The following is a 22,569-nucleotide window of genomic DNA, read 5'->3' on the forward strand; positions in this document are numbered from 1 at the left end:
TCTCCTTTTACGAGTATCAAACCTCGTCTTCATCCTCGTTTACCCGGTCCCGCAACTCTTTGCCCGGCTTGAAATGCGGTACAAACTTACCGTCGAGGCTGACCGACTGGCCGGTCTTCGGGTTGCGCCCTACACGAGGCGCACGGTAGTGCAGAGAAAAGCTGCCAAACCCGCGGATCTCAATACGATCTCCGGTGGCCAGGCACTGGGACATTTGCTCAAGCATGGTCTTGATAGCCAGCTCAACATCCTTGGAGGAGAGCAGCCCTTGATGGGTGACAATTCGTTCGATCAACTCCGACTTCGTCATATTTTTCCCTTCTTTTTCAAGCAGCTAGGAAAAGCGCTTCGAAGGTTTTAGCATGACTGGATGAATTTGAACAGCCCATGAATTAACTTATCTGCTGTCGGGCTTATCGCAGCAAAATCACCCGCCCCTTCAATTACAGATCACCAGCATTGTTCGGGTAATGGCACCAGCAGGGTTCCAGCCAAACAAATAATCACCCTCCTCATCCTTTGCATCACTGGACCGGGTTACAACCTTATAGCCCTGCATTTTACATTCACGAGCAGCGCGCTTTTCACACTTGCTCCAGTTGGAACCCAACCCCGAGCAATCGATCTCAACACCGCTGACGCCATGCCTGGCGTGAGTCTTGGCGCTGGTGGAACACCCGGCAAGCATTAACATTATGAGAACTACAATGACCCTGTTCATTCACATCCTTATTGAGACGATGATTCCGGAAAAACGTGTCTTGAAACTATAGTTACTTCTGACACTGGGCCGCACCACTGGTTCTCAATAGTTGATTCAACGAATTTCGGGCACAAAAAAGGGCGACCGAAGTCGCCCTTTTTACAGCTTTACAGAACTTAGTTCTGCTTGGCCATTGCTTCGCGCAGCAGGGAGGCCATAGTGGTCTCGCCTGGAGCAGCAGCTTCCGGAGCGGATTTCAGGCTCTGGATTGCTTCTTTCTCTTCAGCATCATCTTTCGACTTGATGGAGAGTTGGATTACGCGGCTCTTGCGGTCAACGCTGATGATCTTGGCTTCTACTTCCTGGCCTTCTTTCAGAACGTTACGCGCGTCTTCAACGCGGTCACGGCTGATTTCGGAGGCTTTCAGAGTCGCTTCGATATCGTCGGCCAGAGTGATGATGGCGCCTTTGGCGTCAACTTCTTTCACAGTGCCCTTAACGATTGCGCCTTTGTCGTTGTCCTGAACGTACTCGGAGAACGGATCGCTTTCCAGTTGCTTGATGCCCAGGGAGATACGCTCACGCTCTGGGTCAACCGACAGGATAACGGTGTCCAGCTCGTCGCCCTTCTTGAAACGACGAACAGCTTCTTCGCCAACTTCGTTCCAGGAGATGTCGGACAGGTGAACCAGGCCGTCGATGCCGCCGTCCAGACCAATGAAGATACCGAAATCGGTGATCGACTTGATGGTGCCGGAGATTTTATCGCCCTTGTTGAACTGGCCAGAGAAATCTTCCCATGGGTTGGATTTGCACTGCTTGATGCCCAGGGAGATACGACGACGCTCTTCGTCGATGTCCAGAACCATAACTTCCACTTCGTCGCCGACTTGTACGACTTTCGAAGGGTGGATGTTTTTGTTGGTCCAGTCCATTTCGGAAACGTGTACCAGGCCTTCAACGCCTTCTTCCAGCTCAGCGAAGCAGCCGTAGTCGGTCAGGTTGGTAACACGCGCGGTAACGCGAGTGCTTTCCGGGTAACGGGCTTTGATAGCAACCCATGGATCTTCACCCAGTTGCTTCAGGCCCAGGGAAACACGGTTGCGCTCGCGATCGTATTTCAGAACCTTGACATCGATCTCGTCGCCAACATTGACGATTTCGGAAGGATGCTTGATACGCTTCCAAGCCATGTCGGTAATGTGCAGCAGGCCATCCACGCCACCCAGGTCGACGAATGCGCCGTAGTCGGTGAGGTTTTTGACGATACCTTTGACTTGTTGACCTTCCTGCAGGGATTCCAGCAGAGCTTCACGCTCGGCGGAGTTTTCTGCTTCCAGGACGCTGCGACGGGAAACGACAACGTTGTTGCGCTTCTGGTCGAGTTTGATGACCTTGAATTCGAGTTCCTTGCCTTCCAGGTGCGTGGTGTCGCGCACTGGACGAACGTCGACCAAAGAACCTGGCAGGAACGCACGGATGCCGTTAACGTCGACAGTGAAGCCGCCTTTAACCTTACCGTTGATAACGCCCTTGACCACTTCTTCAGCTGCGAAGGCCGCTTCGAGAACAATCCAGCATTCAGCGCGCTTGGCTTTTTCACGGGACAGCTTGGTTTCACCGAAACCGTCTTCAACCGAGTCCAGAGCAACGTGAACTTCGTCACCGACATTGATAGTCAGGTCGCCAGCATCGTTGTAGAACTGTTCCAGCGGGATCAGAGCTTCAGACTTCAGACCAGCGTGAACGGTTACCCAGCGAGCTTGGTAATCGATATCAACGATAACACCGGTGATGATGGAGCCAGCCTGAAGGTTCAGGGTTTTTAGGCTTTCTTCAAAGAGTTCCGCAAAGCTTTCGCTCATTTTAATTCCTGTTGATAAGGGCGAAGAATACGCCCATCTCCACACCCCAGACGGTGTGGGTCAGTTTCAGTTAAAAGAAGCCACCGCAGGACTATGACTGGTCCCCTGCGGCCTTCTTGATCACCCGGCAATATCGCGAATGGCGATTTCACTCAAGATGCGTTCCAGCACCTGCTCGATGGACAGCTCCGTGGAATCCAGCTGTATGGCATCAGCCGCCGGTTTGAGCGGGGCCACTGCGCGCTGGGTATCACGCTCGTCGCGTGCACGGATCTCATCTAGCAGACTCGACAGACTAACACCATCGACTTTGCCCTTCAACTGCAAGTAGCGGCGGCGAGCCCGCTCCTCGGCGCTGGCGGTCAGGAAAATCTTCAACGGCGCATCCGGAAACACGACAGTTCCCATGTCGCGGCCATCTGCCACCAACCCCGGCGGCTCCTGAAAAGCCCGCTGACGCTGCAGCAGCGCGTCACGTACCGCCGGCAACGCAGCCACCTGAGAAGCCCAGGAGCCGACCTGTTCATTACGCAAATCGTCCGTCACGTCATCGCCTTCAAGGATGATGCGCTGTGGATGACCTTCCGTCGCCCCGACGAACTGCACATCCAGATGCGCCGCCAGCAATTTCAGGGATTCTTCGTTGGTCAGGTCGACGCCATGGTTGCGCGCGGCAAATGCCAGCAGCCGATACAGCGCGCCGGAATCCAGCAGGCACCAGCCCAGGCGCTTGGCCAGGATGCCGGCGATCGTGCCTTTGCCCGAGCCGCTTGGCCCGTCGATGGTAATCACCGGTGCTTTGATATTCACAATTGAGCCTCTTGGGCAACACGGATGCCGACTTGGGCACACAGTGTAAGAAAGTTCGGAAAAGACGTAGCGACATTGGCGCAGTCACGAATACGAATCGGCGCTGTAGCTCGCAGGGAAGCTACGCTGAACGCCATGGCAATCCGGTGATCACCGTGAGCATGCACCTCGCCACCGCCGATCAGGCCACCGTCAATGATAATCCCATCAGGTGTCGGTTCACACTTCACGCCCAGCGCCAGCAGACCGTCGGCCATCACCTGGATGCGATCGGACTCTTTGACGCGCAGCTCCTCTGCACCCCGCAACACGGTGCGCCCTTCGGCGCAGGCCGCCGCCACGAACAGTACGGGGAATTCGTCGATAGCCAGCGGCACCAGCGCTGCAGGAATTTCAACGCCCTTGAGCGGCGCAGCACGCACACGCAGATCCGCCACCGGTTCGCCCCCCACTTCACGCGGGTTTTCCACCGCAATGTCAGCCCCCATCAGCCGCAGAATTTCGATCACACCGGTACGCGTCGGGTTGATGCCGACATGCTCGAGCAACAACTCGGAACCCTCGGCAATCGAAGCGGCCACCAGGAAGAACGCCGAAGATGAAATATCCCCCGGCACTTCTATGCGGGTCGCGATCAAGGCATGCCCCGACTCAACCGAAGCGGTAGCGCCGCACACGGCAACCGGGAGACCGAAACCACGCAACATCCGCTCGGTGTGGTCACGCGTCGGCGCAGGCTCCGTGACCGAGGTTTGACCCTCGGCATACAAGCCCGCGAGCAACAGGCAGGATTTAACCTGTGCACTGGCCATTGGTAGCGCGTAAGTCAAGCCCTTCAGGGTCTGACCACCTCGAATGGTCAACGGCGGAAGCCCTCCCGGCCCGGTCTCGATCAGCGCCCCCATTTCACGCAGGGGCTTGGCAACGCGACTCATCGGGCGCCTGGAGAGGGATGCATCGCCGGTCAGCACGCTGTCGAAGCTCTGTGCCGCCAACAAGCCGGACAGCAAGCGCATCGACGTACCGGAGTTCCCCAGATAAATAGGCCCCGGCGCCGGTTTCAACCCATTCAGGCCCACACCGTGAATCGTCACACGCCCATGGTGCGGCCCTTCAATCACCACGCCCATGTCGCGAAACGCCTGCAACGTCGCCAGGGCGTCCTCGCCCTCAAGGAAACCGTCGACTTCGGTCACCCCTTCAGCCAGCGAACCCAGCATGATCGACCGATGGGAGATCGACTTGTCACCCGGCACCCGAATGCTTCCGCTCAAGCGGCCACCCGGTTCGGCGAGAAAGGTCAACTCATCGGCGTTCACGGCAGTTTCCATATAGGCCCGGCGCGCCAGGATCTTGCTGAAATGCTCACGCGCCACCCGCGCACGGGTGAACACGCCCAATAATTGATGGCCATCCCCGGCATCAACCGCGTCGCGCAAGGCGTCGAGGTCACTGCGGAAGGTGTCCAGGGTGCGCAACACCGCCTCGCGGTTAGCCAGGAAGATGTCGTGCCACATCACCGGATCGCTGCCGGCAATCCGCGTGAAATCACGGAAGCCACCGGCCGCGTAACGGAAGATGTCGAGGTTTTCGTTGCGCTTGGCCAGTGAGTCCACCAGACCAAACGCCAGCAAATGTGGCAAATGACTGGTCGCCGCCAACACTTCATCGTGGCGCTCGACCTGCATGTGCTCCACATCCGCGCCCAACGCCCGCCAGAGACGATCGACCACCGCCAGCGCTGCCGGGTCAGTCTGCTCCAGCGGCGTCAGAATCACTTTATGGCGACGGAACAACTGCGCGTTGGAGGCTTCCACCCCACTCTGCTCGGAGCCGGCAATCGGATGGCCCGGCACAAACCGCGCAGGCATGCCGCCAAATGCTTCTTTAGCCGCACGCACCACATTGCCCTTGGCGCTGCCCACATCCGTCAGAATTGCCTGACCGAGGTTCATATCCGCCAGCAAGGCCAGCATTTTCTCCATGGCCAGAATCGGCACGGCAAGCTGGATCACATCCGCGCCCTGACACGCAAGCGCCAGGTCCACCTCACAGCGATCAACCACGCCCAACTCAACCGCCAGCCTGCGCGATTGCGGGTCCAGGTCCACACCGACCACTTCGCCGCACAGCCCGCTTTCACGCAGGCCTTTGGCGAAGGATCCACCGATCAACCCGAGACCGACCACCACCAGGCGACCGATCATAGGCACAGCAGGTTGCAAAGCGGTGACATCAACCACGGGCCAGAACCTTGGCCAGCGCCTCCAGGAAGCGGGCGTTTTCCGCCGGCAAGCCAATGGTGATGCGCAAGTGGTTCGGCATGCCGTAGTTGGCGGTCGGGCGCACGATCACGCCTTCGCGCAACAGGCCCTGGAACACCGGGGCCGCCACTCGGCCGAGATCCACACAAATGAAGTTGCCCTTGGACGGGATCCAGCCCAGCCCCAGCTCACGGAAGCCTTCCTGCAACTGCAGCATGCCGGTTTCGTTAATGCGACGACCTTCTTCCAGGTACTCGGCATCCTTCACCGCCGCACAGGCCGCCGCCAGGGCAAGGCTGTTGACGTTGAACGGCTGGCGTACGCGGTTCAGCACATCGGCGACCACCGCCGTAGACAGGCCATAACCGACGCGCAGCGATGCCAGGCCATAGGCCTTGGAGAACGTGCGTGAAACCAGCAGGTTCGGGTACGCCGCCAGGAAATCCAGGCCGTTCGGCAAATCACTGCCTTCGGCGTACTCAATGTAGGCCTCGTCCAGCACAACCAGCACCTGCTCCGGCACGTCTTGCAGGAAGTCGCTCAGCGCTTGCGCGTCGAACCAGGTACCGGTCGGGTTATTCGGATTGGCGATAAAGACCACACGGGTCTGGGCGTCGATAGCCGCCAGCATGGCCGGCAGATCGTGCCCCCAATCCTTCGCAGGCACAACGCGCGCATCAGCGCCGACCGCCTGGGTCACAATCGGATAGACCGCAAACGCGTGCTCGCTGAACACCGCATTCAAGCCCGGCGCCAGGTACGCACGGCCGACCAGTTCAAGAATGTCATTGGAGCCATTGCCCAGGGTGACCTGATTCAGCTCGACCCGGCACTTTTCAGCCAGCAGGGTCTTGAGCGCAAAGCCATTGCCATCCGGATAACGGGTCAGCTCGGCCAACTCTTCACGGATCGCCGCCAACACTTTTGGGCTCGGGCCCAGCGGGTTTTCGTTACTGGCCAACTTGACGATGTTCGCCGGGTCCAGATTCAACTCGCGCGCCAGCTCGTCCACAGGCTTGCCCGGGACGTAAGGCGACAGTTGTTGCACGCCCGGCTGTGCCAGGGCGAGGAAATTGCCACTCATGTTAAAGCCTCACAAAACCGCTTTCGGGTAAGAGCCCAGCACCTTGAGTGCCACGGCTTCCTGACTGATTTTCTCCAGCACACCCTTGACCAGCGGGTCGCGATGGTGGCCGATGAAGTCGATAAAGAACACGTAAGTCCATTTACCGCTGCGCGAAGGACGCGTCTCGATGCGCGTCAGGTCAATCCCGTTGTCGTGGAACGGCACCAGCAGCTCATGCAGCGCGCCGGGCTTGTTGCTCATGGAGACGATGATCGACGTCTTGTCGTCGCCGGTCGGCGGCACTTCCTGGCTGCCGATCATCAGGAAACGCGTGGAGTTGTCCGGGCGGTCCTCGATTTTCTCGGCCAGGCGCGTCAGCCCGTAAAGGCCTGCCGCCATATCACCGGCGATGGCCGCCGAGTTCCACTCACCCTTGACCCGCTTGGCGGCTTCGGCGTTGCTGGAGACCGCCACGCGCTCGACATTCGGGTAGTGGGCGTCCAGCCACTTGCGGCACTGGGCCAGCGATTGCGCGTGGGAGTAGATGCGGCTGATGCTGTCAGTCTTGGTGTTTTCGCCCACCAGCAGGTGGTGGTGAATGCGCAGCTCGACTTCGCCGCAGATCACCATGTCGTGTTCAAGGAAGCTGTCCAGCGTGTGGTTGACCGCACCTTCGGTGGAGTTTTCCACCGGCACCACGCCAAAATTCACCGCACCGGCCGCCACTTCACGGAACACTTCGTCGATCGCCGCCATTGGCTTGCTGATCACCGCGTGGCCGAAGTGCTTCATGGCCGCCGCTTGAGTGAAAGTGCCTTCCGGGCCGAGGTACGCCACTTTCAGCGGCTGCTCCAGGGCAAGGCACGACGACATGATTTCGCGGAACAACCGCGCCATCTCTTCGTTGCCCAGCGGCCCCTTGTTGCGCTCCATCACACGCTTGAGCACCTGGGCTTCGCGCTCGGGACGATAGAAAACCGGCACTTCGCCTTCAGCCAGGGAGGCCATTTTTACGCGGGCGACTTCCTGGGCGCAGCGCGCACGCTCACTGATCAGTTCCAGGACTTTCTCGTCCAGGCTGTCAATGCGTACACGCAGGGCCTTGAGTTCTTGCTCAGACATTAGCCGTGTTCCTTTTCGAACTCTGCCATGTAGGCAACCAGCGCATTGATGGCGTGGATGTCGACGGCATTGTAGATAGAGGCGCGCATGCCACCGACGGAGCGGTGGCCCTTGAGGTTCAGCAGGCCGCGCTCGTCGGCACCGGCCAGAAATGGCTTGTCCAGACGATCATCAGCCAGGCGGAACGGCACGTTCATCCATGAGCGGTCAGTCAGGTTGATCGGGTTGCTGTACAGGCCGCTGGCGTCGATGAAGTCGTACAGGGTGCGCTTCTTCACTTCGTTGAGCTTGCCCATGGCGGCGACACCGCCCTGCTCTTTCAGCCACTCGAACACCAGGCCGGAGAGGTACCAGGCGAACGCCGGCGGGGTGTTGTACATCGAGCCGTTATCGGCCGCGACCTTGTAGTTGAGCATGGTCGGGCACAGCGAACGGGCGCGGCCCAACAGGTCCTCGCGAATGATGTTGACGAGAATGCCGCTCGGGCCGATGTTCTTCTGCGCACCGGCGTAGATCATGCCGTATTTCGACACGTCAATCGGGCGCGAGAGAATGTCCGAAGACATGTCGCACACCAACGGCACGTCGCCGACTTCCGGCACCCAGTCAAATTCCAGGCCGCCGATGGTTTCGTTCGCGACGTAGTGAACGTAGGCAGCATCCTTCGACAGCTTCCACTCGTTCTGACCGGGAATGGCGAAATAGTCGTACGGCTTGGCGGTGCCCGCCACGTTGACGTGACCGTAACGGGAGGCCTCTTCAATTGCCTTCTGGCCCCAGATACCGGTGTCGATATAGTCCGCCGTGCCGTCTTCCGGCAGCAGGTTCAGCGGAATCTGGGCGAATTGCTGGCTGGCGCCGCCCTGCAGGAACAGCACTTTGTAATGGGAGGGGATGTCCAGCAAGTCGCGCAGGTCCTGCTCGGCCTTGGTGGCGATTGATACAAACTCATCGCTGCGATGGCTCATTTCCATCACGGAGAGGCCTTTTCCATGCCAGTCGAGGAGTTCACCCTGCGCACGCTGCAGGACTGCTTCAGGAAGCGCCGCGGGACCGGCACAGAAGTTATAGGCTCTCTTGCTCACATCCAATCTCACTCTGATCTGGTGGGGCTGCAATCATGTTCGGCAACAACCGTTCTCTGGAGAGAACCCTTGTGGGAGCTGGCTTGCCTGCGATACAGGCACCTCGGTCGCTCAGTGATACCGCGGTGATGTTATCGCAGGCGAGCCAGCTCCCACATGGGCCGCGCCCGGACAAAGTTGTGTATTTCATCAGGGACAAACAACAAGGGGGCGAATCTTCATCCGCCCCCTGTGTGTCCGCTTATTCCTGCGGTTCTTCTTCGTCTGCGGCAGCGTCGAGGGTCGGCTCGTCAACGTTGTCATCGCCGGCTGCGATCACCTCGCCTTCAAATTCCTCACCTTCCAGCTCTTCGCCTTCAACTTCCGACGGCTCCTGCACACGCTCCAGGCCGACCAGTTTCTCGTCCTTGGCCAGTTTGATCAGGGTCACGCCCTGAGTATTACGGCCCAGGCTCGACACTTCGGCGACACGGGTACGCACCAGGGTGCCCTGGTCGGAAATCAGCATGATTTCCTCGCCATCGAGCACCTGCACCGCGCCAACCAGACGGCCGTTGCGGTCGTTGCTGACCATGGCGATGACGCCCTGGCCGCCACGCTTGTACTCCGGGAACTCGCTGATGGCGGTGCGCTTGCCATAACCACGTTCGGAAGCGGTAAGGATCTGGCTGCCTTCTTCCGGGATCAGCATCGAAATCAGCTTCTGCCCTTCCGGCAGGCGCATGCCGCGCACACCGCGGGCGGTACGGCCCATGGCACGCACGTCGGACTCCTTGAAGCGCGTGACCTTGCCGCCGTCGGAGAACAGCATGACTTCACGCTCGCCATCGGTAATGGCGGCCGAAATCAGCACGTCGCCTTCGTCCAGTTCAAGGGCGATCAGGCCCACACTGCGTTGACGGCTGAAGGATTCCAGCGGGGTCTTTTTCACGGTGCCTTTGGCAGTCGCCATGAAGATGAAGTGACCTTCGGTGTATTCCTCGACCGGCAGCATGGTGGTGATGTACTCATCACTGTCCAGCGGCAGCAGGTTGACCAGCGGGCGACCACGGGCAGCACGGGAAGCTTCCGGGATTTCGTAGGTTTTCAGCCAGTACACCTTGCCCTTGCTGGAGAACAGCAGCAGCGTGGTGTGGCTGTTGGCGACCAACAGGTGAGCGATGTAGTCCTCATCCTTCACGCCAGTAGCCGATTTCCCTTTACCGCCACGACGCTGGGCCTGGTACGCAGCCAATGGCTGGGTCTTGGCATAGCCACCGTGGGAAATGGTTACTACGCGCTCTTCTTCCGGGATCATGTCACCCAGGGTCAGGTCGAGGCGCGCATCAAGAATTTCGGTGCGGCGCACATCCCCGTATTCGGCACGGATCACTTCCAGTTCTTCGCGGATCACTTCCATCAGGCGCACGGCGCTGCTGAGGATGCGGATCAACTCGCCGATCTGGTTGAGGATCTCCTGGTACTCGGCCAGCAGCTTCTCGTGCTCCAGGCCGGTCAGGCGGTGCAGGCGCAGTTCCAGAATGGCCTGGGCCTGTTCCGGCGACAGGAAGTACTTGCCTTCGCGCAGGCCGTATTGCGGGTCCAGGGTTTCCGGACGGCACGAATCGGCGCCGGCACGTTCAACCATCGCTACCACGGCGCTGGATTCCCAAGGGGTGCTGATCAGCGCTTCCTTGGCTTCCGACGGGGTTGGCGAGGCCTTGATCAGCGCAATCACCGGGTCGATGTTCGACAGCGCAACCGCCTGGCCTTCCAGGATGTGGCCGCGCTCACGGGCCTTGCGCAGTTCGAATACGGTGCGACGGGTGACCACTTCGCGACGGTGGCGTACGAAAGCTTCCAGCAGATCCTTGAGGTTCAGGATGCGCGGGCGACCGTCGATCAGGGCAACCACGTTGATACCAAACACGCTTTGCAGCTGGGTCTGGGCGTAGAGATTGTTGAGGATCACCTCAGGCACTTCGCCACGACGCAGCTCGATCACCACGCGCATGCCGTCTTTGTCGGACTCGTCGCGCAGTTCGGTGATGCCTTCAAGCTTCTTCTCTTTAACCAGCTCGGCGATCTTCTCGATCAGACGCGCTTTGTTCAGCTGGTACGGGAGTTCGGTGATGACGATCTGCTGGCGACCACCGACCTTGTCGATGTCTTCGATGATCGAGCGGGCGCGCATGTAAATACGGCCGCGACCGGTGCGGTAGGCTTCGATGATGCCGGCGCGACCGTTGATGATCGCAGCGGTCGGGAAGTCCGGACCGGGAATGTATTGCATCAGCTCATCGACGGTCAGCTCGGGGTTGTCGATGAGGGCCAGGCAACCATCGATGACTTCACCGAGGTTGTGCGGCGGAATGTTGGTGGCCATGCCCACGGCAATACCGCTGGAACCGTTGACCAGCAGGTTGGGGATCTTGGTCGGCATGACGGCCGGGATCATTTCGGTGCCGTCGTAGTTCGGCACCCAATCCACGGTTTCTTTGTGCAGGTCGGCCAGCAACTCGTGCGCCAGCTTGGTCATGCGCACTTCGGTGTATCGCATGGCCGCGGCGTTGTCGCCGTCGACCGAACCGAAGTTGCCCTGGCCGTCTACCAACAGGTAGCGCAGGGAAAACGGCTGGGCCATCCGAACGATGGTGTCGTACACCGCAGTGTCGCCGTGAGGGTGATACTTACCGATCACGTCACCGACAACACGGGCAGATTTCTTGTACGGCTTGTTCCAGTCGTTACCCAGCTCGCTCATCGCGAACAGCACACGCCGGTGCACGGGCTTCAAGCCATCGCGCGCATCAGGCAGTGCCCGACCGACAATTACGCTCATCGCGTAGTCGAGGTAGGACTGTTTCAGCTCGTCTTCGATATTGACCGGGAGGATTTCTTTGGCCAGTTCGCCCATGAGAAGCCTGATTCCTTTTTCGGGTGAAACCTCGTCACATCCTATGGGACGAACGAAGCTCGCCGCTGCCGACAAAGTGCCTGACAACGACTTACGACAAATCAACGAGTTATGACACGGATCTGCACGTTTAAGGCAACCCCTCGGGGCAACCCTGGAAACCGCCGGATGTTATCACAATCGCCGCCACGCACCTATCCCTCTGATGCGCATGGAGGCTAGTAATTTGACGGATGACAGGCTTGTGGGGGACGAGAGGGGCTCAGAGCTGGCCTGGTGCTGTTTTTTGAGGCTGGATCCAAGGGTTTTGTTGACTTATAAGGTCAATCGCGGGCAAGCCCGTTCCCACATTTTGAACTTGAGAACACGGGACGCGTGGGAGCTGGCTTGCCTGCGATAGCGATTCCACAGGCGCCACAGCCCTCAATGCAGGCGTTTACGGCACATCAACCTGGCCAATTTGGCCGTATCCGGCCGCTCGACGATGCCCTTCTCGGTCACGATCACATCAATCAAATCAGCCGGAGTCACATCAAACACCGGGTTATAGGCGTGAACATCCGCCGCAAAACGCTGGCCAGCCACTTCCAGCAACTCTCCCGGATCACGCTCCTCCAACGCCACGTCATCGCCAGTGGCCATCATCAGATCCAGCGTGGAACTCGGCGCCACCACCATAAAACGCACGCCGTGGTGCATGGCGCACACCGCCAATTGATAGGTGCCGATCTTGCCGATCACATCACCGTTGGCCGCGATGCAGTCAGCACCGACAATCACCCAGGTCACGCCTTTGGTCTTGAGAATATGCGCGCCGGCCGAATCCGCATTCACCGTCACCGGAATGCCCTCGCCGGCCAGCTCCCAGGCCGTCAAACGGGAACCCTGCAGCCACGGACGGGTTTCATTGGCGTAAACCTGCTCGACCATGCCTTCCAGATAAGCAGCGCGAATCACCCCAAGGGCCGTGCCCACGCCGCCGGTCGCCAGGGCGCCCGCATTGCCATGGGTGAGAATTGCCTGGGCATTGCCCTGATGTTTGCGGATCAGCTCAACCCCCAGTTGCGCCATGGTCAGGTTGGCCTCGCGATCACTTTCATGAATCGCAATGGCTTCGGCTTCGAGCACCGCCAGCGGATCGGCGTGCTTCTTGACGCGGTCCAGGCGGTCGCGCATGCGCTTCAAGGCCCAGAACAGGTTGGACGCCGTTGGTCGGGTCTCGGCCAGCAGTGCGTAGTCTTCTTCCCACGCGGCCTGCCAGTCACCGCCTTCGGCCATGCGCTCACGGGCGGCGAGCACCAAACCATAAGCCGCGCTGATGCCGATGGCCGGCGCGCCACGCACCACCATCGCGCGAATCGCCGCCGCCACGTCCTCGACCGTGACGCAGGTCACCCAGCTTTCCCGGGACGGCAAGGCACGCTGGTCGAGCAGGTGCAGCGCGCCATCACGCCAGTCGATGGCCTTCACTTTCTCCGCAGCCAACAGTCGGTCGCGCATCCCTTACCCCGCACTCATGCACAAAAGCCGCCGATTATAGCGATCCGCCAGCGGGGACGCTCGGGTATACTTCGCCCTTCTTTTATAGCTGCCCGGGAAGAAGCCTGCGATGACCTCCACTGCCGCCCCGCTCGACTTGCTGCTGCTGCCCACCTGGCTGGTACCTGTCGAGCCTGCCGGCGTGGTGCTCAAAGACCACGGCCTGGGTATCCGCGACGGACGCATCGCCTTTATCGGGCCACGGGCCGCGGCCTTGAAGCTGGCTGCCGCCGAAGTGCGTGAACTGCCCGGCATGCTGCTCAGCCCCGGTCTGATCAACGCCCACGGCCACGCGGCCATGACCCTGTTTCGCGGCCTGGCCGACGACCTGCCGCTGATGACCTGGCTGGAAAAGCACATCTGGCCCGCCGAGGCCAAATGGGTTGATGAAGCCTTCGTGCGCGACGGCACCGACCTGGCCATCGCCGAGCAGCTCAAGGGCGGCATCACCTGCTTCTCCGACATGTATTTCTACCCCAAAGTCGCCAGTGATTGCGTGCACAACAGCGGCATGCGCGCGCAGATCGCATTGCCGATTCTCGACTTCCCGATTCCCGGCGCCGCCAGCGCCGACGAGGCACTGCGCCAGGGCATCGAACTGTTCGGCGACCTCAAACACCACCCGCGCATCAAGGTCACCTTCGGCCCCCATGCGCCTTACACCGTGAGCGATGAAAACCTGGAGAAAATCCGCGTCGTCGCCGAGGAACTGGACGCGTCGATCCATATGCATGTGCACGAAACCGCCTTCGAGGTGCAGCAAGCCGTCGAGCAGACCGGCGAGCGCCCGCTGGCGCGCCTGGGTCGCCTCGGTCTTCTGGGCCCGCGCTTCCAGGCCGTTCACATGACCCAAATCAGCGAGGACGACCTGGCTTTGCTGGTAGAAAGCAACACCAGCATCATCCATTGCCCGGAATCGAACCTGAAACTGGCCAGCGGCTTTTGCCCGGTGGAGCGTCTGTGGCAGGCTGGGGTCAATGTGGCGATCGGCACCGATGGCGCGGCCAGCAACAACGACCTCGACCTGCTGGGCGAAACCCGTACCGCCGCGATGCTGGCCAAGGCCGTCGCCGGCTCGGCCACCGCGCTGGATGCCCACCGCGCCCTGCGCATGGCGACACTCAATGGTGCGCGGGCCATGGGCCTGGAAAGCGAGATTGGCTCGCTGGAGGTCGGCAAGGCGGCCGACATTGTTGCCTTTGATCTGTCGGGGCTGGCGCAACAACCGATCTACGATCCGGTCTCACAGCTTATATATGCCACCGGGCGCGATTGCGTGAAACACCTTTGGGTCGCCGGCAAGCAGTTGCTCGACGACCGGCAGCTGACCCGCATGGATGAGCAACAGTTGACCGCCACGGCCATTGCCTGGGGCAAACGCATCAGCGGGCACACCGAATAACGACGGCCTTGAACCTGCACGTTCAGGGCTGACACACCGATTTATCAGATTTAGAGGATTCACCATGAGCAACGTCGACCACGCCGAAATCGCCAAATTCGAGGCCCTGGCCCACCGCTGGTGGGACCGCGAAAGCGAGTTCAAGCCCCTGCACGACATCAACCCGCTGCGGGTCAACTGGATTGACGAACGCGTCAACCTGGCCGGCAAAAAGGTGCTGGACGTGGGTTGCGGCGGCGGCATCCTCAGCGAAGCCATGGCCCAGCGCGGCGCTACCGTGATGGGCATCGACATGGGCGAAGCACCGCTGGCCGTGGCTCAACTGCACCAGCTGGAATCCGGCGTGAACGTGGAATACCGCCAAATCACCGCCGAAGCCCTGGCCGAAGAAATGCCCGAGCAGTTCGACGTGGTCACCTGCCTGGAAATGCTCGAACACGTGCCGGACCCGTCCTCGGTGATCCGCGCGTGCTTCCGTATGGTCAAGCCCGGCGGCCAGGTGTTCTTCTCCACCATCAACCGCAACCCCAAGGCTTATCTGTTCGCGATCATCGGCGCCGAATACATCATGAAGCTGCTGCCGCGCGGCACCCACGACTTCAAGAAATTCATCCGCCCGTCCGAGCTGGGCGCCTGGAGCCGCCAGGCCGGGCTGACCGTCAAGGACATCATCGGCCTGACCTACAACCCGCTGACCAAGCACTACAAGCTGGCCAACGACGTTGACGTCAACTACATGATCCAGACCCTGCGCGAGGAGTAAGCCTGTGAAGTTGCGAGCCGTACTCTTCGATATGGATGGCACCCTGCTGGACACCGCGCCGGACTTCATCGCCATCTGCCAGGCCATGCGCACCGACCGGGGCCTTGAGCCGATCAACCCGCAGCATATCCGCGATGAAATCTCCGGTGGCGCGCGGGCGATGGTGGCGGTGACCTTTTCGATGGACCCCGAATCCCCGGGCTTTGAAGAACTGCGCCAGGAATTCCTGGAGCGCTACCTCAAAGGCTGCGCGATCCACAGCCAGCTGTTCGACGGCATGGCCGAGTTGCTGGCGGACATCGAAAAATCCAACCTGGTGTGGGGCGTGGTCACCAACAAGCCGCTGCGCTTTGCCGAGCCGATCATGCAGCAACTGGGCCTGGCCGAGCGCTCGGCACTGCTGATCTGCCCGGACCACGTGAAGAACAGCAAGCCGGACCCGGAACCGCTGATTCTGGCGTGCAAGATGCTCGACCTCGACCCGGCCAGCGTACTGTTCGTGGGTGACGACCTGCGCGACATCGAGTCCGGCCGCGACGCCGGTACGCGCACCGCCGCGGTCACATTTGGCTACATTCACCCCGATGACAACCCGCGCAACTGGGGTGCCGATGTGGTGGTGGACCACCCGCTGGAACTGCGCAAAGTGCTCGATAGCGCGCTGTGCAGTTGCTGACTGATCGGCGACCCCAAATAGAGTGAGGTCAAAGTGGGAGCTGGCTTGCCTGCGATAGCGGTAGGCCAGCCACCGACTGTGGAGCGGGATAACCGCTATCGCAGGCAAGCCAGCTCCCACAAAGAATGGATTCCATTTTGAGAGGTGTATTGCCTTGAAATCTGCCGAGGATGCTTATGTTTGACTACTCCGCACGCCCAGAACTGCTCAAAGGCCGGGTGATCCTGGTGACCGGCGCCGGTCGCGGGATCGGCGCAGCCGCCGCGAAAACCTACGCCGCCCATGGCGCCACCGTGCTGTTGCTGGGCAAGACCGAGGCCAACCTGGCCCAGGTGTATGACGAAATCGAAGCCGCCGGCCAGCCGCAACCGGTGGTAATCCCGTTCAACCTGGAAACCGCCCTGCCCCATCAATACGATGAGCTGGCGGCGATGATCGAAAAAGAATTCGGCCACCTCGACGGCCTGCTGCACAACGCCTCGATCATCGGCCCGCGCACGCCGCTCGAGCAGTTGTCGGGCGAGAACTTCATGCGGGTGATGCATGTGAACGTCAACGCGATGTTCATGTTGACCAGCACATTGCTGCCGCTGCTCAAGCTGTCTCAGGATGCCTCGGTGGTGTTCACCTCCAGCAGCGTCGGGCGCAAGGGTCGGGCTTACTGGGGCGCTTATGGCGTGTCGAAGTTTGCGACCGAAGGCCTGATGCAAACGCTGGCCGATGAGCTGGAGGATGTGGCGTCGGTCCGCGCCAACAGCATCAACCCGGGCGGCACACGCACCAGCATGCGAGCGCAGGCGTACCCGGGGGAAAACCCGATGGAAAGGCCGGCGCCGGAAGAAATCATGCCGGTGTACCTGTACCTGATGGGCCCGGACAGTGCGGGCATCAATGGCCAGGCGTTTGATGCGCAGTAACTGAAACAACAGAAAACAAACGCTGGCTCCGGGTTTATGATGATCGTTCCCACGCTCCGCGTGGGAATGCATCCAGTGACGCTCCGCGTCACCCTCGCGCAAGACTTGAACCCTGCGCCGAAGCGGGACGCGGAGCGTCCGGGGCGGCGTTCCCACGCAGAGCGTGGGAACGATCAGCGCGAAGTGCGTCTCAGTTTTTCACCACTTCCTCAAGGGTGAACCGCCCCAACGGGTTTTGCAGGAAATTGCTCACGTTCTTGCGTGAGATGTTGATGTACGGGCTGTAATACAGGTCAATCCAGTTCACATCCTGTTTCGCCAGCTTCTGCAATTCCACATACATCTGCTCGCGCTTGACCGGGTCGGCCTCGATCCGCGCTTGTGCCACCAACGCCTTGACCGTGTCGTTCTTGTAACGGGTCATGTAGTTCTGGTTGGTGTCGTGGCCCAGTACAAAAGTGGTCTTCTGATCCGGGTCGAGGATGTCGTTGGTCCAGTACATCACCGAAATGTCGTACTCACCGTCCACCAGCATCTGCCAGCTTTGGGTCGGGTCGACTTTCTGCAGGTTGGCGGTGACGCCGACCTTGGCCAATTGGTCCTTGATGATCACCGCAATCTGCTCGTCGGCTTCATTGCCGGCGTTGACCACGTAGTTGAGCTTCAAGTCCTTGGCACCGGCCTGCTCCAGCAGCTTCCTGGCAGCCGTCGGGTCGTACGGGCGCTGCAGGTTGTTGGCGTAGTGATACAGCGAACCCTTGGGAATGTAGGAGTACGCGACGGTGCCCTGACCGTAGGTGGCGGTCTTGACCAGCGACTGCTTATCGATGGCCATGTCCAGCGCTTCACGCACTTCCTGCTTGGCCAGCAGACCGTGGGCGTGGTTGATCAGCAGGTGATCTTCACGGGTCGACGGGTCGGCGTGGATCACCACGTTCTTGTCTTTCTTCAGCTCTTCAACGCGGGAGAACGGTACGAAGATCGCCGTGTCCAGCTCATTGTTCTGCACCATGCGCATACGGGTGTTGTCGTCGGTCACGGACACCCACTCCACGCCATCCAGGCTCACGTTCCTGGCCTGCCAGAAGTTCGGGTTCTTCTTCAGAATCACGCGGTCGCCCTTGCGCCACTCATCCACGGTGAACGCGCCGGAAGTCACCGGGTTTTCCGAGTAGGCGTCTTCGCCCATTTTGGTCATGGCCTTTTCCGACAGGATCGACACCGTCGGCGAGGCCAATTGCGAGAGGAAAGCCACCGCCGGGGTTTTCAGGGTAACCACCAGGGTTTTGGCGTCGGTGGCCTTGGCCGTGTCTATCAGGCTGAACGGGTCAGCCCACAGCGAGGCCTTGTTGTCGCGGATGCGCAGCAGGCTGAACGCTGCATCCTCAGCGGTGATCGCCGAACCATCGGAGAACTTCGCATCACGCAGCTTGAAGGTGTAAGTCAGGCCGTCCTTGGAAATGTCCCAGCTTTCGGCCAGGCCCGGCTCCATTTTGGTACCCAGGTTATCCACGCGCACCAGGGTGTCGTAGACGTTGGCGAACACCCAGGTATCGCGGTTTTGCGCACTTTTGATCGGGTCGAACGTGGTGCTGTCTTCACGACAGCCGATGGTCAGGACACCGGCAGCCTGGGCCAGGCCGGCAGTCAGTGACCACGCGGTGAGCATGGCGGCGGCAAGAGACTTCAAGTGGCGCGGTTGCATATCACAACTCCTTGTTAATGAATGGCAGAGGGTTAGAGCAGCGGTTCTTCAAGCACGCAACTGTACCGATGCTCGTGCAGGAAATGCGTCGGCGGCAACATCACGGAACACATCGTTCGGGCATGCCGGCAGCGCGGGTGAAAGGCGCAGCCGGCCGGCAAATTCAGCGGGCTCGGTGGCTCACCGGGCAACGGTTGCGCAGGCAATGGCCGGTGTGGATCTATCTCGGGAATCGCCTCGATCAATGCCGCCGTATAAGGATGGCGCGGCGACGTGAACACCGACTCCACCGGCCCTTCCTCGACAATTTTGCCCAGGTACATCACTGCCACGCGGTCGCACAGGCGGCGCACGATGGCCAGGTCATGGGCGATAAACAGGATCGCCAGGTTCATGCGCTGTTGCAGTTCCAGCAGCAGGTTGATGATCTGGCCCTGAATCGACACATCCAGCGCCGCCACGCACTCATCGGCGATGATCAGGCGCGGCTCCACCGCCAATGCGCGAGCAATGCCGACCCGCTGGCACTGGCCGCCGCTGAGCGAGCCCGGTTTGCGGCTGGCCAGTTCGGGGCGCAGCCCCACCAAATCGAGCAGCTCGTTCACGCGTGCAGGGATCTGCGCAGGCGTGACCTTGCGCTGCACGCGCAACACTTCGGCAATGGTTTCACCGATGGTATGGCGCGGGTTCAGCGCGGCGTACGGGTCCTGAAAAATCATCGCGGTTTCATGGCGCAGCCGGGCGATGTCGATGGCGCTGCCGTGGGCCATGTCGATGCCGTCAAACAGTACCTGCCCGGCGCTGATCGGGTTGAGGTGCAAAATCGCCCGCCCCAGCGTGCTTTTGCCACTGCCGGACTCGCCCACCAGGCCCAGCGTTTCGCCCGCCGCCAGGTTCAGCGACACGCCATTGACCGCCCTCACCCACTGCCTGTTCAGGCTGAACAGGCCCGTACCGGACGCGGCAAACTTCACCTCGAGGTCCTTGATCTGCAACAGGCTCATGAAGGCGCCCCCAAAGGATAGTGACAAGCAACGCGCGCGCCCTGGGGCAACACTTCGGTACACAAGGCGCCGACCTGCGGGCAGCGCGGATTGAAGCGGCAACCGGCAGGCAAGGCGTCGAGCAACGGTGGTTGGCCGGGGATGGTGCGCAGCAAGGCGTGGCCGCTGCTGTGAGCGGGCTGGCAGTCGATCAACCCGGCGGTGTAAGGGTGCTGCGGCTGGGCCAGCAGCTCGTATTTGCTGCCGTGCTCGCACAAACGCCCGGCGTACATCACAGCGATCGAATCGCAGGTCTGCGCCACCACGCCGAGGTCGTGTGTGATCATGATGATCGACAGGCCGCGCCTGTCGCGCAGGTCCAGCAACAGCCGCAGGATTTGCACCTGTACCGTCACGTCCAGCGCCGTGGTCGGCTCGTCGGCGATCAGCACTTTCGGGTTGCAGCCCAGGGCCACGGCGATCATCGCACGCTGGCGCATGCCGCCGGAAAACTCGTGGGGGTAGTTGTCGACCCGCGCCTTGGGGTCAGGAATTCCGACCTGGCGCAGTACGTCGATGGCTTGGAGCCGCGCGTCTTTTTTCGACACGCCCTGATGCAGGCGAATGCCCTCGGCGATCTGGTCGCCGATGCGCATCAATGGGTCGAGGTGGCTGCTGGGGTTCTGGAAAATCATGCCCAGTTGCCCGCCACGCACCTGGCGCATGCCAGCGTCGTCCAGCGTCAACAGGTCTTGACCCGCCAGACTCACCGAACCGCCCTGCACCCGCAGATTGGGCGACGGCAGCAAGCGCATCAGCCCGCGACAGGCCAGGGTCTTGCCCGAACCGCTTTCGCCAACCAACCCGAGAATTTCACCTTCGGCCAGGTCGAAGGACACGCGATCCACCAACGTGATATCACGCCCGGCGTTGTTGGCGATCACGCTGAGGTCGCGCACTTGCAACAGGCTCATGTGCGGTCTCCCAAAACTTGCGCCACCCCGTCGGCCAGCAGGCTGAAGCCCATGGCCAGGGTCACGATGGCCAGGCCCGGAAACGTGCAGATCCACCACGCGGTGGTGATGAAGGCCTGCCCTTCGGCGACCATGGTGCCCCACTCGGCCGTCGGCGGCTGCACGCCCAGGCCCAGGTAGCTGACGGCGGCGCCATTGAGCAGCACCAGCACCGCGTCCGACATGGAAAACACAATCGAGCCGAACATCGCATTCGGCAACAAATGCCGAAACAGAATGCGCCCGTGGCCAAAGCCCAGACTCCTGGCGGCCAGGGCAAAGTCACTTTCCTTGAGCACCAGGATCTGCGAACGAATCAGCCGCGCGTACGACACCCAGCCCACCAATGCCATGGCGATGTAAAAACTCTTCAGGCCCGGCCCGAGGATGGCCATGATCGCCAGCATCAACACCAGGAACGGGAACGCCAGAATCACGTCGATCACGCGCATGCAGAAGCTGTCGAAACGCCCGCCGATATAGCCCGAGACCGCACCGATAAACGTGCCGATCATGAACGGGAAGATCACGCCGACGATGGCCAGTTGCAGGTCGATCCGCGCGCCCCAGATCACCCTGGACAGAATGTCGCGACCATAGTTATCGGTGCCGAAAGGATGGGCGAAGCTGGGCGCAAGCAAACTGAAATCGGTGTTCTGGGCAATCGGGTCATAGGGCGCGATCCACGGCGCACACAGCGCCAGGACCAACCATGTGAACAGAGTCAACACGCCCCATGCTGCGGTCAGCCGGCCGTTGCGAAAACCAAAACGCAGGCGCAAACGCCACGGAGCAATCATCGGACGGCTGCTCATTGCATCTTCACCCGCGGGTCGAGGGCGACGGTCACCACGTCGGCGACGAAATTGACCACCACCGTTGCGCACGCCAGCACCATCGCCACGCCCTGCACCACCATGTAGTCGCGGGTGAAAATCCCGCGCACCAACAACTGGCCGATGCCAGGAATGGCGAACAGGCTCTCGATCACCACGGTGCCGCTGATCAGCCAGCCGATATTCACCGCGAGCAGGTTGACCGCCGGCACCAGGGAGTTGGGCAGCACATGGCGACGGAACACGGCAGCCTCCGACAGCCCGCGCGCCCGGGCGGCGGTGACGTGGTCGGCCTGCAATTCCATCAACATGCTCGCGCGCAAGTTGCGCACCAGCACCGCCGACAACGCCAGCGCGATGGTCAGGCACGGCAGGACCATATGGTGGGCCTTGTCCACGAAGGTGCGACCGTAGCCAGACACCGGAAACAGGCCCCACTTCACACTCAGCAACAAGATCAGCATCAAGCCCAGCCAAAACGCGGGCATGCCTAGGCCGACCGTTGTGAACACGCGAATCAGGTTATCCGCCCAACCGCCTTTGTTGCGCGCCGCCAGCGTCGCCAACGGCACCGCGATCAACAGCGCCAGCACCACACTGCCAAGCACCAGAACCAGGGTGGGCTCGATGCGGGTAACGATGAGCTTCAAGGCGTCGACTTTATAGAGCAGCGACTGGCCAAGGTCGCCCTTGAGCAGGTTTTTCAGGAAGTAGAAATATTGCTGCCAAAGCGGCTGATCGAGGCCGTATTGCGCGCGGATTTTCAGCAAGGCGTCCGGCGTACTGCGCGACCCGAGCAGCGCCCGGGCCGGGTCGCCGGGAATGGAGCGCACCAGCACAAAGGTGATCAGGCTGATGCCAAACAGCACCGGCAGCAATTGCAGCGGCCGGGACAGTACAAAACGGTAGCGCGCCAGGTTCATC

At 60.7% G+C, this 22,569-nt stretch carries 19 protein-coding genes; 4 read left to right on the forward strand and 15 right to left on the reverse strand.

What is annotated here, in order from left to right; all coding sequences use genetic code 11:
- Positions 1-16 precede the first annotated feature (16 nt).
- The 10 genes from ihfB to mtnA form a co-directional block, all read right to left on the reverse strand.
- Positions 17-310, reverse strand: a complete 294-nt coding sequence (ihfB, locus tag ATI14_RS29460) for an integration host factor subunit beta (RefSeq protein WP_003172657.1) — start codon at positions 308-310, stop codon at positions 17-19.
- Between the two features lie 129 nt (positions 311-439).
- Positions 440-721, reverse strand: a complete 282-nt coding sequence (locus ATI14_RS29465; RefSeq protein ID WP_016971487.1) for a hypothetical protein — start codon at positions 719-721, stop codon at positions 440-442.
- 158 nt (positions 722-879) lie between these two features.
- Positions 880-2,568 (reverse strand): 30S ribosomal protein S1, encoded by a 1,689-nt coding sequence (gene rpsA / locus ATI14_RS29470; RefSeq protein ID WP_016971486.1) that lies wholly within the window; start codon positions 2,566-2,568, stop codon positions 880-882.
- 120 nt (positions 2,569-2,688) lie between these two features.
- Positions 2,689-3,378 (reverse strand): (d)CMP kinase, encoded by a 690-nt coding sequence (gene cmk, locus ATI14_RS29475; protein WP_016971485.1) that lies wholly within the window; start codon positions 3,376-3,378, stop codon positions 2,689-2,691.
- Positions 3,375-5,585, reverse strand: coding sequence for a bifunctional prephenate dehydrogenase/3-phosphoshikimate 1-carboxyvinyltransferase (locus ATI14_RS29480; RefSeq protein ID WP_031319817.1), 2,211 nt, complete (start codon positions 5,583-5,585; stop codon positions 3,375-3,377). Before ATI14_RS29480 ends, cmk begins: the two co-directional genes overlap by 4 nt.
- Before the next feature lie 28 nt (positions 5,586-5,613).
- Complete coding sequence (gene hisC / locus ATI14_RS29485) at positions 5,614-6,726, reverse strand: histidinol-phosphate transaminase (protein WP_016971483.1); 1,113 nt, start codon at positions 6,724-6,726, stop codon at positions 5,614-5,616.
- Positions 6,727-6,735: 9 nt separating this feature from the next.
- Positions 6,736-7,830 (reverse strand): prephenate dehydratase, encoded by a 1,095-nt coding sequence (gene pheA / locus ATI14_RS29490; RefSeq protein WP_003172650.1) that lies wholly within the window; start codon positions 7,828-7,830, stop codon positions 6,736-6,738.
- Positions 7,830-8,915 carry a 3-phosphoserine/phosphohydroxythreonine transaminase gene (gene serC, locus ATI14_RS29495; RefSeq protein WP_016971482.1) on the reverse strand — a complete coding sequence of 362 codons (1,086 nt, stop codon included), beginning with the start codon at positions 8,913-8,915 and terminating at the stop codon, positions 7,830-7,832. Before serC ends, pheA begins: the two co-directional genes overlap by 1 nt.
- Before the next feature lie 241 nt (positions 8,916-9,156).
- Positions 9,157-11,811, reverse strand: a complete 2,655-nt coding sequence (gene gyrA / locus ATI14_RS29500; RefSeq protein ID WP_010211963.1) for a DNA gyrase subunit A — start codon at positions 11,809-11,811, stop codon at positions 9,157-9,159.
- A gap of 423 nt (positions 11,812-12,234) precedes the next feature.
- On the reverse strand, positions 12,235-13,311 hold the full coding sequence (mtnA, locus tag ATI14_RS29505) for an S-methyl-5-thioribose-1-phosphate isomerase (RefSeq protein WP_016971481.1): 1,077 nt from the start codon (positions 13,309-13,311) through the stop codon (positions 12,235-12,237).
- Positions 13,312-13,420: 109 nt separating this feature from the next.
- Here mtnA and ATI14_RS29510 point away from each other — a divergent pair, with 109 nt between their 5' ends.
- The 4 genes from ATI14_RS29510 (at position 13,421) to ATI14_RS29525 (ending at position 17,108) form a co-directional block, all read left to right on the forward strand.
- On the forward strand, positions 13,421-14,752 hold the full coding sequence (locus ATI14_RS29510; protein ID WP_016971480.1) for a TRZ/ATZ family hydrolase: 1,332 nt from the start codon (positions 13,421-13,423) through the stop codon (positions 14,750-14,752).
- A 64-nt stretch (positions 14,753-14,816) separates the two neighbouring features.
- The gene (gene ubiG, locus ATI14_RS29515; protein ID WP_010211967.1) at positions 14,817-15,515 is read left to right on the forward strand and encodes a bifunctional 2-polyprenyl-6-hydroxyphenol methylase/3-demethylubiquinol 3-O-methyltransferase UbiG; all 699 of its coding nucleotides are present in this window, start codon (positions 14,817-14,819) and stop codon (positions 15,513-15,515) included.
- Between the two features lie 4 nt (positions 15,516-15,519).
- Positions 15,520-16,191 carry an N-acetylmuramic acid 6-phosphate phosphatase MupP gene (gene mupP, locus ATI14_RS29520; RefSeq protein ID WP_016971479.1) on the forward strand — a complete coding sequence of 224 codons (672 nt, stop codon included), beginning with the start codon at positions 15,520-15,522 and terminating at the stop codon, positions 16,189-16,191.
- Positions 16,192-16,367: 176 nt separating this feature from the next.
- Positions 16,368-17,108, forward strand: a complete 741-nt coding sequence (locus ATI14_RS29525) for a YciK family oxidoreductase (protein ID WP_016971478.1) — start codon at positions 16,368-16,370, stop codon at positions 17,106-17,108.
- Between the two features lie 190 nt (positions 17,109-17,298).
- On the opposite strand, the gene ATI14_RS29530 is transcribed toward ATI14_RS29525, so the two are convergent.
- Genes ATI14_RS29530 through ATI14_RS29550 form a run of 5 tightly spaced genes read right to left on the reverse strand, consistent with a single transcriptional unit; the run spans position 17,299 to position 22,568 of the window.
- Complete coding sequence (locus ATI14_RS29530; RefSeq protein ID WP_016971477.1) at positions 17,299-18,813, reverse strand: ABC transporter substrate-binding protein; 1,515 nt, start codon at positions 18,811-18,813, stop codon at positions 17,299-17,301.
- Positions 18,814-18,845: 32 nt separating this feature from the next.
- Complete coding sequence (locus ATI14_RS29535) at positions 18,846-19,817, reverse strand: ABC transporter ATP-binding protein (protein WP_016971476.1); 972 nt, start codon at positions 19,815-19,817, stop codon at positions 18,846-18,848.
- On the reverse strand, positions 19,814-20,770 hold the full coding sequence (locus tag ATI14_RS29540) for an ABC transporter ATP-binding protein (RefSeq protein WP_080520013.1): 957 nt from the start codon (positions 20,768-20,770) through the stop codon (positions 19,814-19,816). The genes ATI14_RS29535 and ATI14_RS29540 overlap by 4 nt, the downstream gene beginning before the upstream one ends.
- Positions 20,767-21,624: an ABC transporter permease gene (locus ATI14_RS29545; protein ID WP_016971474.1), complete on the reverse strand. Its 858-nt coding sequence runs from the start codon at positions 21,622-21,624 to the stop codon at positions 20,767-20,769. Before ATI14_RS29545 ends, ATI14_RS29540 begins: the two co-directional genes overlap by 4 nt.
- A complete protein-coding gene (locus tag ATI14_RS29550) occupies positions 21,621-22,568 on the reverse strand; it encodes an ABC transporter permease (RefSeq protein ID WP_016971473.1) in 948 nt (315 codons plus the stop codon). The genes ATI14_RS29545 and ATI14_RS29550 overlap by 4 nt, the downstream gene beginning before the upstream one ends.
- Position 22,569 lies beyond the last annotated feature (1 nt).

The sequence above is a fragment of the Pseudomonas tolaasii NCPPB 2192 genome (genome assembly GCF_002813445.1).
Classification (GTDB): Bacteria; Pseudomonadota; Gammaproteobacteria; order Pseudomonadales; family Pseudomonadaceae; genus Aquipseudomonas; species Aquipseudomonas tolaasii.

Excerpts from the sequence above, each read along its gene's own strand:
- ihfB (WP_003172657.1), bottom strand. The coding sequence starts at position 310 with ATGACGAAGTCGGAGTTGATCGAACGAATTGTCACCCATCAAGGGCTG.
- ATI14_RS29465 (WP_016971487.1), bottom strand. The coding sequence starts at position 721 with ATGAACAGGGTCATTGTAGTTCTCATAATGTTAATGCTTGCCGGGTGT.
- rpsA (WP_016971486.1), bottom strand. The coding sequence starts at position 2,568 with ATGAGCGAAAGCTTTGCGGAACTCTTTGAAGAAAGCCTAAAAACCCTG.
- ATI14_RS29480 (WP_031319817.1), bottom strand. The coding sequence starts at position 5,585 with ATGATCGGTCGCCTGGTGGTGGTCGGTCTCGGGTTGATCGGTGGATCC.
- hisC (WP_016971483.1), bottom strand. The coding sequence starts at position 6,726 with ATGAGTGGCAATTTCCTCGCCCTGGCACAGCCGGGCGTGCAACAACTG.
- pheA (WP_003172650.1), bottom strand. The coding sequence starts at position 7,830 with ATGTCTGAGCAAGAACTCAAGGCCCTGCGTGTACGCATTGACAGCCTG.
- gyrA (WP_010211963.1), bottom strand. The coding sequence starts at position 11,811 with ATGGGCGAACTGGCCAAAGAAATCCTCCCGGTCAATATCGAAGACGAG.
- mtnA (WP_016971481.1), bottom strand. The coding sequence starts at position 13,311 with ATGCGCGACCGACTGTTGGCTGCGGAGAAAGTGAAGGCCATCGACTGG.
- ATI14_RS29510 (WP_016971480.1), top strand. The coding sequence starts at position 13,421 with ATGACCTCCACTGCCGCCCCGCTCGACTTGCTGCTGCTGCCCACCTGG.
- ubiG (WP_010211967.1), top strand. The coding sequence starts at position 14,817 with ATGAGCAACGTCGACCACGCCGAAATCGCCAAATTCGAGGCCCTGGCC.
- ATI14_RS29525 (WP_016971478.1), top strand. The coding sequence starts at position 16,368 with ATGTTTGACTACTCCGCACGCCCAGAACTGCTCAAAGGCCGGGTGATC.
- ATI14_RS29530 (WP_016971477.1), bottom strand. The coding sequence starts at position 18,813 with ATGCAACCGCGCCACTTGAAGTCTCTTGCCGCCGCCATGCTCACCGCG.
- ATI14_RS29535 (WP_016971476.1), bottom strand. The coding sequence starts at position 19,817 with ATGAGCCTGTTGCAGATCAAGGACCTCGAGGTGAAGTTTGCCGCGTCC.
- ATI14_RS29540 (WP_080520013.1), bottom strand. The coding sequence starts at position 20,770 with ATGAGCCTGTTGCAAGTGCGCGACCTCAGCGTGATCGCCAACAACGCC.
- ATI14_RS29545 (WP_016971474.1), bottom strand. The coding sequence starts at position 21,624 with ATGAGCAGCCGTCCGATGATTGCTCCGTGGCGTTTGCGCCTGCGTTTT.
- ATI14_RS29550 (WP_016971473.1), bottom strand. The coding sequence starts at position 22,568 with ATGAACCTGGCGCGCTACCGTTTTGTACTGTCCCGGCCGCTGCAATTG.